Genomic DNA, 14125 nt, shown 5'->3' with positions numbered 1-14125 from the left:
CGGCATGCGATTGCCGCGCTGCGGCGGGCGTTTTCTCTGGTCTGGCGCCGATCCGGCCCACATCCTCATCCGTGGGAGACGGATCACGAGGGAGGATCGACATGCTGGACACGAACCTGTCGCAGGGGGCGCAAGCCGTTCTGGACGAGCTGGGCGCCGCGCTGGAGGCCGGCGAGATCGACCGCGCCACGGCACTGTTCACCACCGATTGCCATTGGCGCGATCTGGTCAGCCTGACCTGGAACATCCGCACGATGGAGGGGCCGGATCAGGTGGCCGAGATGCTGCGCGCGCAGCTGGCCCATGTCCGCCCCTCGGGCTGGCAGCTGGACGAGGCCGAGATCCCGTCCGAGGAGGAGGGCGTGCTGACCGCCTGGTTCCGCTTCGAGACGAAGGTCGGGCGCGGCTATGGGCTGATGCGGCTGAAGGACGGGCGCATCTGGACGCTGCTGACTGCGCTGCAGGAACTCAAGGGCCACGAGGAGGCCAAGGGGGCCTCGCGGCCGATGGGGGCCAGGCACGGCGCCGGCAAGAACCGCCCCAGCTGGCGCGAGGAGCGCGAGGCCGAGACGGCCGAGCTGGGATACACCCGCCAGCCGCACACGCTGATCGTCGGCGGCGGGCAGGGGGGCATCGCGCTTGGCGCGCGGCTGCGCCATCTGGGCGTGCCCGCGATCATCATCGACACGAACGACCGCCCCGGCGACAGCTGGCGGCGGCGCTACAAGTCACTGTGCCTGCACGATCCGGTCTGGTACGACCACTTGCCCTACATGAAGTTTCCCGACACCTGGCCGGTCTTCGCCCCCAAGGACAAGATCGGCGACTGGCTGGAGATGTACACCAAGGTCATGGAGCTGACCTACTGGACCCGCACCGCCTGCAAAAGCGCCAGCTATGACGCGGCGGCGGGCCATTGGACGGTCGTGGTCGACCGCGACGGCGCCGAGGTGACCCTGCACCCCAAGGAGCTGGTGCTGGCGACCGGCATGTCGGGCAAGCCCAACATCCCGGATTTTCCGGGCATGGACCGCTTCAAGGGCGAACAGCACCATTCCTCTCAGCATCCCGGCCCGGATGCCTATGCGGGGAAGAAGGTGGTGATCGTGGGGTCGAACAACTCGGCCCATGACATCGCGGCAGCGCTGTGGGAACACGATGCCGACGTGACCATGCTGCAGCGGTCCTCGACCCATATCGTCAAGTCCGACAGCCTGATGGAGATCGGGCTGGGCGCGCTTTATTCCGAAGAGGCGGTGGCGGGCGGCATGACCACCGAAAAGGCCGACCTAATCTTTGCCTCGCTGCCCTACCGGATCATGCACCAATGGCAAAAGCCGCTCTATGACCAGATCCGCGAGCGCGATGCCGACTTCTATGCGGGGCTGGAGAAGGCCGGGTTCAAGCTGGACTTCGGCGACGATGACAGCGGGCTGTTCATGAAATACCTGCGCCGCGGGTCGGGCTATTACATCGACGTGGGCGCAAGCCAGCTGATCATCGATGGCAAGATCAAGCTGGCCCATGGCCAGCTGGTCGAGATCACCGAGAACGGCGTCCTTCTGGACACGGGCGAGGAGCTGCCCGCCGATCTGATCGTCTATGCGACCGGCTACGGGTCGATGAACGGATGGGCGGCGGATCTGATCGGGCAGGACGTGGCCGACAAGGTGGGCAAGGTCTGGGGGCTGGGCTCGGACACCACCAAGGATCCCGGCCCCTGGGAAGGCGAGCAGCGCAACATGTGGAAGCCCACGCAGCAGCCGCATCTGTGGTTCCACGGCGGCAACCTGCACCAGTCGCGGCATTACTCGCTGTATCTGGCGCTGCAGCTGAAGGCGCGGGCCGAGGGGATCGACACCCCCGTGCACGGGCTGCAGGAGGTCCATCACCTGAAATGATCCCCTTCGGCCCGGCGCGCAGCCGGGCCGGGCCTGGCCTCAGCCGCCCTTGCCCGGCCGCAGGGGATAGATGACCTGGCCGTCCTCCTGCCCGCGGGGCCATTGGCCGTCACGGCGCAGGCGCACCTGCTCCTGCCAGCCGCGCGGGCTGATGCCGATATGGCGCTTGAAGAGACGCGAGAAGTAGTAGGCATCGGCAAAGCCCAAGCGATGCGCCGTCTCGGCCACCGAGCAGCCGGTTTCCAGGAACTGCATGCCCGTCTCCATCCGCTTGAACTCCTGGTACTTGGCCGGGGTGCTGCCCAGGCTGCGGCGGAATTCCCGGCGGAAGTAGTCGGGGTTGTAGGGGGCGGCGGCCACCACGCGCTCGGCCAGGCCCGGCTGCAGGCAGTCGGCGGCGATCTGCGCGGCGGCGACGGTGATGGCCATCGACAGGCCCACGCTGTCGTCCAGCCCCGTGTCGCCGGGCGTGGTCCAGGCGATGAAGGCGTCGTCGATGAACTCGGTCAGCATGACCATGAAGGCATGATGCATGGCCAGCGTGGTCGAGCCGGCGGGCGCGCTGGCGCGGTAATGGCGGACCAAGGGCTCCAGCATCGGCCAGCGCGACAGGCGCACCACGCGGCGAAAGCGCATGCGGCCCAGCAGATCGTGATGGCCGAACAGCTCCAACCGGAAATGCTGGGCGAGGCCCGTATAGGTGCGGGCGGGGTCGGGATTGCTGCCTTGGAACCGGGTGTTGGCGGGGATCAGCATCGCCATGCCCGGGGTCAGGCGGATGCGTTCGCCCTGCAGGATGTAATCGCCGGTGCCCTCGAGGCAGATCACCAGGTCGTGGACGGCGTTCACCTTGTCGATGGACCAGCTGTGCGAATGCTGCATGCGGATCGCCGAGCGGGTCAGCGTCAGGTCCAGCGCGCGGGGCGGGATGCCGGCCAGCACGGCGGCGGGCATCAGGGGCTGTTCGGTTTCGTCCATCTTTTTCTGCGTTAACGTCAATTCATCTTTGTCGTTTAGCTGAGATACTAGCAGACCAGACCGTGCCTGTCGCGGTCCCTGCCGATCGAATCGAGGGAGGAGCGATTTGATGATGCGATCCGAACATGGCGTCCGCATGCCCGGTTGCGGGGGGTTCTGATGGAAAGCCCGCGCATCGGACTGGCCTATCTGGCCCCCTATCTGATCGGACTGCTGGTCTTTACCGCGATCCCCTTCCTGGGCTCGCTGTATCTCAGCTTTACCGATTACAATCTGATCCAGTCACCGGTCTGGTCCGGGATGGACAATTTCCGAGAGCTGATGAACGACCGCACCTTCATGCGGTCGCTGCGGGTGACGCTGCTTTACGTGTTCATCACGGTGCCGCTGAAGCTGGCCTTCGCGCTGTTCATCGCGGTGATCCTGAACTATCGCCTGCGCGCCATCGGGTTCTTCCGCACCGCCTATTACGTGCCCTCGATCCTGGGCGGGTCCATCGCGATTGCGGTGCTGTGGCGCTACATCTTCGCGGATGCGGGGCTGGTGAACATGGTGCTGACCGGCATGGGGCTGGAGCCCGTGAACTGGTTCGGCGATCCGGTCAACGCGCTGTTCACCATCAGCCTGCTGCGCACCTGGCAGTTCGGATCGGCGATGGTGATCTTCCTGGCGGCGCTGCAGGCGGTGGACAAGTCGCTCTATGAGGCGGCGGCCATCGACGGGGCGAACAAGTGGCACAGCTTCGTCCACATCACCCTGCCGCTGATCACGCCGGTCATCTTCTTCAACCTGATCATGCAGATGGTCCAGGCGTTCCAGGAGTTCAACGGACCCTACATCATCACCGGGGGCGGGCCGCTGAAATCGACCTATCTGCTGCCGCTCTACATCTATGACGAGGCCTTCAAGAACTTCAACATGGGCTATGCCTCGGCCATAGCCTGGGTGCTGTTCCTGATCATCATGGTGCTGACCGTGGTCGCGTTCTGGTCCTCGAAAAAGTGGGTCTATTACGCCGGCGACAAGAGGAGCTGACATGGCCGATATCGCAACCGCCATCCCCGCCGCCGCGCCCGCCCACGAGGTCCGCGCCGCCCGCCTGTCCGCCTTCGTTCGCTACACGCTGCTGACGGTCGTGGGGCTGATCATGCTCTATCCGCTGATCTGGCTGATCGGGGCGTCCTTCAAGACCAATTCCGAGATCTTCGGATCCATCGGCTTCATCCCCCGCGAACCCACGCTGGAGGGTTACGTGAAGGGGTGGGAGACCTCGACCCCCTACACCTTCGGGCGGTTCTTCTGGAACACCTTCCTGATCATCCTGCCCAAGACCATCTTCACCGCGATCTCCTGCGCGCTGGTGGCCTATGGCTTCGCGCGCTTCGAGTTTCCGTTCAAGCGGTTCTTCTTCGCCACCCTGATCGCCACGCTGCTGCTGCCGAACGTGGTCACCCGCATCCCGCAATACATCCTGTTCCGGGACCTGGGCTGGCTGGACAGCTACCTGCCGCTCTGGGTGCCCTCGGCCTTCGCGGGGGATGCGTTCTTCGTCTTCATGCTGGTCCAGTTCCTGCGCGCCATCCCGCGCGACATGGAGGAGGCCGCCCGCGTCGACGGCGCCAACAGCTTCCAGACGCTGATCCACATCGTCGTGCCCATGCTGCTGCCGGCGCTGATCTCGGTCATGCTGTTCCAGTTCATGTGGACGATGAACGACTTTCTCGGGCCGCTGATCTATCTGTCCTCGGTCGAGAAATTCCCGGTCAGCCTGGCGCTGAAACTGTCGATCGACACGACCGAGGCCTTCGACTGGAACCGCATCCTGGCGATGTCGGTCCTGGCGCTGCTGCCCGCGCTGATCGTGTTCTTCATGGCTCAGAAATACTTCATCGAAGGCATCTCTGCCGGTGGGGTGAAAGGATAATCCGATGGCCCGTCTGCAAATCCGCAATCTTGAAAAGACCTATGCCAATGCCTTCAAGGCCGTCCACGGGATCAACCTGGATGTCGAGGATGGCGAGTTCATGGTGCTTGTCGGCCCCTCGGGCTGCGCGAAATCGACCACGCTGCGCATGATCGCGGGGCTGGAAAGCATCTCGGGCGGCGACGTGGTGATCGGCGACACGGTCGTGAACCGCCTGCAACCCGGCAAGCGCGGCATCGCGATGGTGTTCCAGAACTATGCGCTCTACCCGCACATGAAGGTCAGAAAGAACCTGTCCTTCGGCCTGCGCCTGCAGCGCGCCTCCAAGGCCGAGATCGAGCGCCGCACCGCCGATGTCGCCCGCATCCTCGAGATCGAGCCGCTGCTGGACCGCCTGCCCAAGGAGCTGTCGGGCGGTCAGGCCCAACGCGTGGCCCTGGGCCGCGCGCTGATCAAGGAGCCCAAGGTCTTCCTGTTCGACGAGCCCTTGTCGAACCTGGACGCCAAGCTGCGCGCCTCGATGCGGGTCAGGATCACCGACCTGCACCGGCGGCTGAAGGAGGAGGGCATGTCCTCGACCGTCATCTATGTCACCCATGACCAGACCGAGGCGATGACGATGGGCGACCGCATCTGCGTGATGAAGGACGGGCGCATCATGCAGGTGGCCGATCCCAAGACGCTGTATGACCGCCCCGCCAACGCCTTCGTCGCGGGCTTCATCGGCAGCCCCGAGATGAATTTGATCGAGGGGCGGCTGGACGGCGCGACCTTCCGCGTGGGCGACCAGGTGCTGGCCCTGCCGGACGAGCTGATGGCCCGCCTGCGCGGCTGGACCGGCTCTGCCACGCTCGGCATCCGCCCCCAGCATCTGCGGCTGAACACGGGGTCGGGCCTGACGGGCCGCGTGACGGGGGCCGAGTTCATGGGCCACGAGGTCGTGCTGCATCTGGACGTGGCGGGCGCGCGCATGGTCGCGGTGCTGCCTTCGGCCGATTACGCCGCGCTGGATCGCGGTGCCGAAGTGCGGCTGTCGCCCGAACCGGGCACTGCGCATGTCTTTGACGGGGCGGGCGAGAATGTCTCGCTGCCCGTGCTGAACTGAGGGAGGGGAACCTTATGAGACTGCTGACAACCACGATCCTGGCGGGCCTGATGGCCACCACCGCACAGGCCGCAGACCTGCGCATGTCCTGGTGGGGCGGCGATGCCCGCCATGCGCAGACGCAGGAGGCGCTGCAGGTGTGCGGCACCAAGCACGGCCATCAGGTCGCGGCCGAGTTCACCGGATGGGCGGGCCATCAGGAGCGCATCACCACCCAGATCGCCGGCCGGACCGAGGCCGACATCATGCAGATCAACTGGCCCTGGCTGCCGCTGTTCTCGCGCGACGGCACGGGGTTCGCGGATCTGCGCGAGTTCTCGGACATCATCGACCTCTCGCAGTGGACCGAGGAGCAGCTGGCCGGCGGCGAGATGAACGGCGTCCTGAACGGCTTGCCCGTGGCCGAGACGGGCCGGGTCTATTTCTTCAACAAAACCGTCTTCGACGCCGCGGGCCTGCCCCTTCCCACCAATTGGGACGAGGTTCGCGCCGCCACCGGGCAGCTGGGCGAGGGCGTGCTGCCCTTCGAGGCGCAGGGCCTCAACGCGATCTTCCTGGTCTCGACCACCGTCACCCAGATGACCGGCAAGGACCTGATCGACGCCCAGACCACGACCGTCGCCTGGACCCCCGAGGAGCTGGCCGAAGGCATCCGCTTCTATCTGTCGCTGGTCGAGGACGGCGCGATCCGCAGCTGGCAGCAGGTCGCCGGAGAGGGCAATATCGAGCTGTTCGAGATGCGCCCCTGGGCCGATGGCCGCATCGCCGGCACCTATGAATGGGATTCGGCCTATGCCAAATATGCCGACCCGCTCGGCGATCAGGAGCTGGTCCCGGTCCCGATCCTGCAGGTGGACAGTGCGGTGAACGACGGCACCTATCGCAAGCCCTCGATGCTGCTGGCGATCTCGGCCCGGTCCGAGAATCCGCAGGCGGCGGCGCAGATCATCGACTGCCTGATGAACGACCCCGAGGCGGTCGACATCCTGGGGGATTCGCGCGGCCTGCCCGCCAGCCGCGCGGCCTCCGAGCGTCTGGCCGCCGAGGGGGGGATCGATCCGAACGTCGCCGCCGCCCATGATCTGGTGCTGGCGGGGAACGGCCCCGTGCCCTCGCCCCTGAACGAGCATCCCAAGGTGCGCGAGATCTTCGGCGATTACCTGGAGGCTGCCGCCTATGGCCAGATCGAGCCCGAGGATGCGGCACTGGAAATGATCGACGAGATGAACCGCGCGATCCGCAGCTTTCGCTGACACCCCCCTGCGGCCGTGATCCCAAGGCCGCCGGACCCTTTCGAGGAGCGTTCCATGGACATGGACATCGTGGCCGCGACGCCGCGCGCGGTCGCCCTGCGGCTGGCGGTGCCGGGTGGTCTGTATCATCTGCCCGCGCCGCTGGACTGGCGCGTGACCGGACCGGGGCTGGACCGGCGCGGCACCACCGACCGCGTGGTGACCGCGCTGCACGACCTGCCACCCGGAACTGCCCTCAGGATCGAGGTCGCGGGCTTTGCGCCTCTGGACTTGACCACGCCGCCCTGCGCGGGCGCGGTCACGCTGGACGATCCCGCCCGGGCGCAGGCGGCCCTTGACGGCCTGCCCGATGGCGGCACGCTGATCCTGCCCGCCGGGCGCTGGCAGGTGGCACCACTGCTGATCGGGTCCCACCGCCACATCTATCTGGCGGCGGGCGCCGAGCTGGCCGCCCCCGGCGACCGCGACGGCTGGCCGATCCTGACCGCCGCGCAGGGGGGAAGCTGGGAAGGCTTGCCCGAGGCCTGCCACCGCGCACTTCTGACTGCGCTGGACGCGCAGGGCATCACCATCGCCGGTCCGGGCCGCGTGGATGGCGGCGGCGCGCGCGGCGACTGGTGGTCCTGGCCCAAGGGGACGCGGAGCGGCGCGCGGCGCGCCCGGCTGCTGCATCTGGTCGGCTGCCGGGACGTGACCGTGCTGGGCCCGACCTTCGCCAATGCGCCCAGCTGGACCCTGCATCCCTGCCACTCGCAGCGCCTGATCTTTGCCGCGCTCAAGGTCCAGAACCCGCCCGACAGCCCGAACACGGACGGGCTGAACCCCGAAAGCTGCACGGATGTCGCGATCGAGGGCGTGCATTTCACGACCGGCGACGACTGCATCGCGATCAAGGCCGGCAAGCGCAGGGATGACGGGAACGGCGACCACCTGGCCCCCACCCGCGACATCCGCATCCGCCATTGCCGGATGGAGCGCGGCCATGGCGGGGTCGTCATCGGCTCCGAGATGTCGGGCGGCGTCAGCGATGTCCAGGTCAGCCGGTGCGAGATGCAGGACACCGACCGCGGCCTGCGCATCAAGACCCGGCGCGGGCGCGGCGGAGAGGTCGCGCGCATCTTCATGACCGACTGCCATCTGGACGGGGTCGAGACGGTGCTGGCCATCAATGCGCATTACGCCTGCGACCCTGACGGCCATAGCGCCGCCGTGCAGTCGCGCGACCCGCAGCCGGTCGGCCCGCTGACGCCCCGCATCCGCGACATCTCCCTGACGCGCATCCGCGCCGACCGCGTGCGGCTGGCCTTCGCCGCCTGCCTGGGCCTGCCGGAACAGCCGGTGACCGGCGTGGCGATCCGCGATGTCGCGGTCACCTTCGCCCCCGCCGCCCCGGCGGTGCCGCTGATGGCCGACGGGCTGCGCGCGGTCAGCGGTGCCGGCCTTCTGTCCGAACATTGCGTCCTGACCACCGATGCCGACCTGCCCTCGGGCCCCCTGACAGCCAAGGATTTCGCCCCATGCTAGACTATTTCGACGCCTTCGCGACGCGCTACCGGCCGTACAAGGGCGGCGCGTGGTGCTATGAGGACGGCTGCATCTATCGCGGGTTGCAGCTGCTGTCCGAGGCGACGGGCGAGGCGCGCTGGCGGGACCATCTGCTGCGTCTGGCCCAGGCCCAGGTGGCGCCGGACGGCACGCTGTCGGGCTATGATCCGCTGGACTACAACATCGACAACATCCTGGCCGGGCGGGTGCTGTTCGCGCTGGACCGATGGACCGGCGATCCGCGCTGGATGCGCGCGGCGCGGCAGCTGGGTGCGCAGCTGAAGGACCATCCCCGCACGGCAGGCGGCAGCTACTGGCACAAGAAGATCTATCCCTGCCAGGTCTGGCTGGACGGGCTCTACATGGGCCTGCCCTTCCAGATCGAGCTGGGCCGGCACCTGGGCGAGCAGCGGCTGGTGCAGGATGCCTTGGCGCAGCTGCGCGAGGCGATGGCGCTGACCGCGCGGCCCGACGGGCTCTATGCGCATGGCTGCGACACCTCGCGGGCGCAGGACTGGGCCGACAAGGCGACGGGGCAATCGGCCTCGGCCTGGGCGCGGGCCCTGGGCTGGCAGGCGATGGCGCTGGTCGACAGCGCCGCGCTGACCGGCCCGCAGGCCTTTGCCGCAGCCGGGCTGGAGGCGCCGACCCGCGACCTGCTGGCCCGGATCGTGGCCCTGCAGCGCGACGACGGCGGCTGGCTGCAGGTGATCGACCAGCCGGATCTGCCGGGCAACTATACCGAAAGCTCGGCCACGGCGATGTTCGCCTATGCGCTGAACGCCGCGGCGGGACTGGCGCCGGCCGGGGCCGGGGATGCGGCGGCCCGGGCGATGGAGTTCCTGCGGGGCCGGCTGCGCCATGATGGGCAGGGCGCGGGCTTCGGCGGCATTTGCCTGGTGGCGGGCCTGGGGGGCTTTTCCGGCGTCTATCGCGATGGCAGCCCCGGCTATTACCTGACCGAGGAGGTCGTGGCCGACGACGCCAAGGGCACCGGCCCGCTGATGATGGCCGCCGCGCAAGCCATGATGGCCAAGGCGGAACGATCCCCCCGGGCGGCCTCGGCGGGGTAGGGCACAGGCCCGGGGGTGGGTCCCGCTGCATTTCCCGGTCGTCAGGCGATTTGATCTACGTTATGCAGGACCCCGTGACCTGTCCTCAGCCGAGCCCCGCATGAGCCGTCCCACGATCCACGATGTCGCGCGCATGGCCGGCGTCAGCCTGTCCACCGTCGACCGGGTGCTGAACGACCGCGACGGCGTGCGCCGGACGACGCAGGCCCGCGTCGCGCAGGCGATGGCGCAACTGGGCTACGAGAAGAACGAGGCCGCCGCAAATCTGGCCCGCCGGCGGCGCTATCGGCTGCTGTTCCTTCTGCCGGCGGGGGGCAACACCTTCATGCGCGGGCTGGAGGCCCAGATCCTGGCCCGCACCGATGCGTGGGAGTTCACGACGGTCGCGGTCGCCACGGTGCCCGCCTTTGACGACGCGGCACTGGCGGGAGCGCTGCGCGACGTGGATCCGCAGGCGACGGATGGCGTGGCGGTGGTGGCCACCGACTCGGCCATCGTGCGTGCCGCGCTGGCCGAGTTGCGGGGCAGGGGGGTGGCGGTGGTGACGCTGGTCTCGGACCTGCCCTCGTCGCAGCGCCAGCAGTTCATCGGCATCGACAACGTGCAGGCGGGACGCACGGCGGCCAGCCTGCTGGGGCGGTTCTGCCGCTGGCGCCCGGGGCGCATCGTGATGGTGGCCGGGTCCATGCTGGTGCGCGACCATGCCGAACGCAGGCTGGGCTTCGAGCAGGTCCTGCGCTCGGAATTCCCCGAGCACGAGATCCTGCCCCCGCTGGAGGGCTTCGACGATCAGGAGGTTGTGGGCACCCGCCTGGCCGAACTGCTGTCGCGCACCTCCGGGGTCGTGGGGATCTACAGCCTGGGTGCCGGGACGCGGGGGGTCGCGCGCGCGCTTGGGACGGCAGGGCTGTCCCCTGCGCCTGCGGTGGTCGTCCACGAGTTGACGCAGCATTCGCGCAAGGCGCTGCTGGAGGGGGTCTTCGACGCGGTCATCCATCAGGACACCCTGCGCGAGATCACCACCGCCGTCAGCCTGCTGCAGGCGCTGGTCGGCGGCGTGGCGGTCGATCCCGATGCCGGGCGCATCGGCATCGAGGTCTTCCTGCGCGACAACCTGCCCTGATCCCGACCCCTCGCCCTGCCACGAACGCGTTGCGTGGTGAGTATTTCTGACGTACGTTCGTCAGACTTGATGATTCTTCGTCAGGGGATGCGCCGGTTGAGGAGCTGGCGAAAGGGAGGGAACCATGAAATATCCAAGCCTGGCCTTGGCTGCAGCGCTGTCGGCCCTTGCCGGCGGGGCCGCGCAGGCCCAGACAGAGGTCACCGTGCTGCGGGTCGCGGTGAATGACGAACAGCAGGCCTATCTGGAACAGATCGCCGAGGCGTTCGAGGCCCAGAACGAGGGGGTCACCGTCAGCTTCGAATATGTCGCCAACGAGGCCTACAAGTCGCGGCTGCCGACGCTGCTGCAATCGGACGCCCGGCCCGACGTCTTCTACAGTTGGGGCGGGCAGACCGTGGTCGAGCAGGTCGAGGCGGGCTTCCTGCAGCCCATCGACGCCCTGCTGCCCGAGGGCTTCGCCGACACCATCCCCGAGGCGGGGCTGCAGGCCTATATGGTCGAGGACCAGCTTTACGGCCTGCCGCAATATGCGACCGAGGTGGTCTTCTGGACCAATACGGCGCTGACCGACCAGGCCGGGGTCGACATCGAGGCGATCGAAAGCTGGGACGACTTCCTGGCCGCCGTGCAGCAGCTCAAGGATGCGGGCGTCACCCCCATCGTCGCCGGAGGCCAGGACAAATGGCCGCTGCATTTCTACTGGAGCTATCTGGCACTGCGCGAGGGCGGCCCTTCGGTCATCACCGACGCGATGGCGGGCGAGACTGGCGGCTTCGAGAACGAGGCCTTCATTGCGGCGGGCCGCGAGTTCCAGCGCCTGACCGAGCTGGAGCCGTTCCAGCCGGGCTATATCGCCACCACCTACGAGACCGCCAGCGGCATGTTCGCCGATGGCGCGGGCGCCTTTCACCTGATGGGGGACTGGGACTACCTGCCCATGCGCGAACGCTCGACCAGCGGCGAGGGGCTGCCCGACGACCAGCTGGCGATCCTCAGCTTTCCGGCCGTCACCGATCCGGTGGCCCCGGGCGGCGAGGCGGCCACGCTTGGCGGCATCAATGGCTGGGCAGTGTCGAACTCGGCCGAGCCCGAGGCGGTCGAGTTCCTGGCCTTCATGATGAATGCCGAGAACCAGCGCGAGGCGGGCCGGCAGGAGCTGTTCATTCCCATCGCGGAAGGCACGGCCGACGAGATGGAGAACCCCTTCTACATCGAGGTGGCCGAGCATATCGCGGCCAGCAGCTTCCACCAGATATTCCTGGACCAGTTCCTGGGGGCCTCGGTGGGCGCCACCATCAACGACATCTCGGCCGATCTGGCGCAGGGCGTGATGACCCCCGAGGATGCCGCAGCGCAGGTCCAGGAGGCCTGGGACTTCCGCTGAAGGCGCATCTTGTCGGCGATGCGCGCCCGGGTCCGGGCCGCGCATCGCCCCATCGTCCCGATCCCCCGAAAGGAGCGTGGCATGACCCATGCCGCCGACCCCAGACTGTCCGCCCGCGCGCGCCTGCGCCGGGCCCTGTCGAACGGCCGCGTCACGGCGGTGCTGATCCTGCTGCCCCCCGCGCTGATCCTGTTCACCCTGTTCGTCATGCTGCCTCTGGGCGAATCCGCGTGGTTCTCGTTCTTCAACTGGAACGGCTATGGCGCGCCCGAGGATTTCGTGGGCCTGGACAACTATGAACGCATCCTGGGCCATTCGGTCTTTCACACGGCGGCCGGGAACACGCTGAAGATCGTGGCGATCTCGCTGGTGGTGCAGATGCCGCTGGCGCTGTTCCTGGCGCTGCTGATCTACAGGAAGACCCCGACCAATGCGCTGTTCCGTCTGGTCTTCTTCCTGCCCTACATCCTGGCCGAGGTGGCGGCGGGCCTGATCTGGAGCTTCGTCTTCGACGGCAATTACGGCGTCACCGCCTCAATCGCGCAGGGCCTGGGGTTCGAGAACGTCTTCATCCTGTCCGATCCGGACTGGGCCTTCGCGGCAATCATGACGGTGATCGTGTGGAAGTATTTCGGCTTTCACATGATGATCTACATCGCCGCCCTGCAAAGCGTCCCCGAGGACCAGATCGAAGCCGCCCGGATCGAGGGCGCGCGCCGCACGCAGGTCGTCCGCTATGTCCAGATCCCGCATATCAGGCCCGCCATCGCGGTCAGCGCCTTCTTTGCCATCATCGGTGCGCTGCAGGTCTTCGACGTCATCATTCCGCTGACCAATGGCGGGCCGTCGAACCAGACCCACACCATCGTCACCTATCTTTATACCTTCGGGCTGACCCGGCTGAACATCGGCTTCGGCAGCGCGGTGGGCGTGATCCTGTTCGTGGGCGCGGTGACAGTGGCGATCTTCTACCAGCGCATCTTCATGAAGAGGACCGAGGCATGACCCGCGGACATCTGGCCCGCAATCTGCTGCGTCTGGCCTTCCTGTGCATCGTCGCCAGCTTCGTTCTGGCGCCGATGCTGGCCACCGTGCTGGGCGGCTTCAAGACCAATGCCGAGATCCGCACCAACGCCCTGGGCCTGCCCGCGATCTGGAACACCCAGTTCTACGGCTCGATCCTGTCGGACCCGGCCTTCTGGCGCTATCTAGGCAATTCGCTGGTGATCTCGATCGGGTCGGTGGTGCTGACGCTGATCACCGGGGCGGCGGCGGCCTATGTCTTCGCGCAGATCAGGTTCTTCGGCTCGCGGATGCTGTTCTCCTATGTGCTGCTGGGGCTGATGTTCCCCTTCGCGACGGCGATCCTGCCCCTGTTCATCAAGGTCCGCGACATGGGCCTTCTGGACACCTGGTGGGCCGTGATCCTGCCGCAGACCGCCTTCAGCCTGTCGCTGGCGATCCTGCTGTTCCGCACCTTCTTCGCCCAGCTGCCCAGAGAGCTGTTCGAGGCCGCCTATATCGACGGCTGCGGCTATGTGCGCTTCTTCTGGCGCTTCACCCTGCCGCTGTCGGCGCCGATCCTGGCGACGGTGGGCACCTTCGTCTTCGTGCAGAGCTGGAACAACTTCCTGCTGCCGCTGGTCGTGCTGAACTCGCGCGAGGTGTTCACCTGGCCCCTGGGGATGATGCAGTTCCGGGGCGAATACGTGACCCAGTGGAACCTGACGCTGGCCTTCGTGACCCTGACGATCCTGCCCGCGATCGTCTTCTTCCTCGCCGCACAGAAATACATCGTCGCCGGCCTGACCGGTGGCGCCGTCAAAGGATGACGAC

At 67.3% G+C, this 14125-nt stretch carries 12 protein-coding genes; 11 read left to right on the top strand and 1 reads right to left on the bottom strand.

What is annotated here, in order from left to right; all coding sequences use genetic code 11:
• Window positions 1–101 precede the first annotated feature (101 nt).
• Window positions 102–1901 carry an NAD(P)/FAD-dependent oxidoreductase gene (locus tag FA743_RS13340; RefSeq protein ID WP_136886600.1) on the top strand — a complete coding sequence of 600 codons (1800 nt, stop codon included), beginning with the start codon at window positions 102–104 and terminating at the stop codon, window positions 1899–1901.
• Window positions 1902–1940: 39 nt separating this feature from the next.
• On the opposite strand, the gene FA743_RS13335 is transcribed toward FA743_RS13340, so the two are convergent.
• Complete coding sequence (locus FA743_RS13335) at window positions 1941–2879, bottom strand: AraC family transcriptional regulator (protein ID WP_136886599.1); 939 nt, start codon at window positions 2877–2879, stop codon at window positions 1941–1943.
• Window positions 2880–3038: 159 nt separating this feature from the next.
• Here FA743_RS13335 and FA743_RS13330 point away from each other — a divergent pair, with 159 nt between their 5' ends.
• The 10 genes from FA743_RS13330 (at window position 3039) to FA743_RS13285 (ending at window position 14121) form a co-directional block, all read left to right on the top strand.
• A complete protein-coding gene (locus tag FA743_RS13330) occupies window positions 3039–3914 on the top strand; it encodes a carbohydrate ABC transporter permease (protein ID WP_136886598.1) in 876 nt (291 codons plus the stop codon).
• Window position 3915: 1 nt separating this feature from the next.
• Window positions 3916–4803, top strand: a complete 888-nt coding sequence (locus FA743_RS13325) for a carbohydrate ABC transporter permease (RefSeq protein WP_136886597.1) — start codon at window positions 3916–3918, stop codon at window positions 4801–4803.
• Window positions 4804–4807: 4 nt separating this feature from the next.
• Window positions 4808–5908: an ABC transporter ATP-binding protein gene (locus FA743_RS13320; protein WP_136886596.1), complete on the top strand. Its 1101-nt coding sequence runs from the start codon at window positions 4808–4810 to the stop codon at window positions 5906–5908.
• 14 nt (window positions 5909–5922) lie between these two features.
• Window positions 5923–7161, top strand: a complete 1239-nt coding sequence (locus tag FA743_RS13315; protein ID WP_136886595.1) for an ABC transporter substrate-binding protein — start codon at window positions 5923–5925, stop codon at window positions 7159–7161.
• Between the two features lie 54 nt (window positions 7162–7215).
• The gene (pglA, locus tag FA743_RS13310; protein ID WP_136886594.1) at window positions 7216–8685 is read left to right on the top strand and encodes a polygalacturonase PglA; all 1470 of its coding nucleotides are present in this window, start codon (window positions 7216–7218) and stop codon (window positions 8683–8685) included.
• Window positions 8679–9779, top strand: coding sequence for a glycoside hydrolase family 88 protein (locus tag FA743_RS13305; protein WP_136886593.1), 1101 nt, complete (start codon window positions 8679–8681; stop codon window positions 9777–9779). The genes pglA and FA743_RS13305 overlap by 7 nt, the downstream gene beginning before the upstream one ends.
• A 100-nt stretch (window positions 9780–9879) precedes the next feature.
• Entirely contained in the window at window positions 9880–10902 is a 1023-nt protein-coding gene (locus FA743_RS13300; RefSeq protein WP_136886592.1) for a LacI family DNA-binding transcriptional regulator, read from the top strand.
• A gap of 124 nt (window positions 10903–11026) precedes the next feature.
• A complete protein-coding gene (locus tag FA743_RS13295) occupies window positions 11027–12289 on the top strand; it encodes an ABC transporter substrate-binding protein (RefSeq protein ID WP_136886591.1) in 1263 nt (420 codons plus the stop codon).
• Window positions 12290–12370: 81 nt separating this feature from the next.
• The gene (locus tag FA743_RS13290; RefSeq protein ID WP_136886590.1) at window positions 12371–13294 is read left to right on the top strand and encodes a carbohydrate ABC transporter permease; all 924 of its coding nucleotides are present in this window, start codon (window positions 12371–12373) and stop codon (window positions 13292–13294) included.
• A complete protein-coding gene (locus FA743_RS13285) occupies window positions 13291–14121 on the top strand; it encodes a carbohydrate ABC transporter permease (RefSeq protein ID WP_136886589.1) in 831 nt (276 codons plus the stop codon). Before FA743_RS13290 ends, FA743_RS13285 begins: the two co-directional genes overlap by 4 nt.
• Window positions 14122–14125 lie beyond the last annotated feature (4 nt).

The sequence above is a fragment of the Paracoccus gahaiensis genome (genome assembly GCF_005048225.1).
GTDB classification, from domain to species: Bacteria; Pseudomonadota; Alphaproteobacteria; order Rhodobacterales; family Rhodobacteraceae; genus Paracoccus; species Paracoccus gahaiensis.
This window is presented reverse-complemented; position numbering and strand designations above follow the sequence as displayed.

Coding starts and splice junctions, on each gene's coding strand:
- FA743_RS13340 (WP_136886600.1), top strand. CDS start 102: ATGCTGGACACGAACCTGTCGCAGGGGGCGCAAGCCGTTCTGGACGAG.
- FA743_RS13335 (WP_136886599.1), bottom strand. CDS start 2,879: ATGGACGAAACCGAACAGCCCCTGATGCCCGCCGCCGTGCTGGCCGGC.
- FA743_RS13330 (WP_136886598.1), top strand. CDS start 3,039: ATGGAAAGCCCGCGCATCGGACTGGCCTATCTGGCCCCCTATCTGATC.
- FA743_RS13325 (WP_136886597.1), top strand. CDS start 3,916: ATGGCCGATATCGCAACCGCCATCCCCGCCGCCGCGCCCGCCCACGAG.
- FA743_RS13320 (WP_136886596.1), top strand. CDS start 4,808: ATGGCCCGTCTGCAAATCCGCAATCTTGAAAAGACCTATGCCAATGCC.
- FA743_RS13315 (WP_136886595.1), top strand. CDS start 5,923: ATGAGACTGCTGACAACCACGATCCTGGCGGGCCTGATGGCCACCACC.
- pglA (WP_136886594.1), top strand. CDS start 7,216: ATGGACATGGACATCGTGGCCGCGACGCCGCGCGCGGTCGCCCTGCGG.
- FA743_RS13305 (WP_136886593.1), top strand. CDS start 8,679: ATGCTAGACTATTTCGACGCCTTCGCGACGCGCTACCGGCCGTACAAG.
- FA743_RS13300 (WP_136886592.1), top strand. CDS start 9,880: ATGAGCCGTCCCACGATCCACGATGTCGCGCGCATGGCCGGCGTCAGC.
- FA743_RS13295 (WP_136886591.1), top strand. CDS start 11,027: ATGAAATATCCAAGCCTGGCCTTGGCTGCAGCGCTGTCGGCCCTTGCC.
- FA743_RS13290 (WP_136886590.1), top strand. CDS start 12,371: ATGACCCATGCCGCCGACCCCAGACTGTCCGCCCGCGCGCGCCTGCGC.
- FA743_RS13285 (WP_136886589.1), top strand. CDS start 13,291: ATGACCCGCGGACATCTGGCCCGCAATCTGCTGCGTCTGGCCTTCCTG.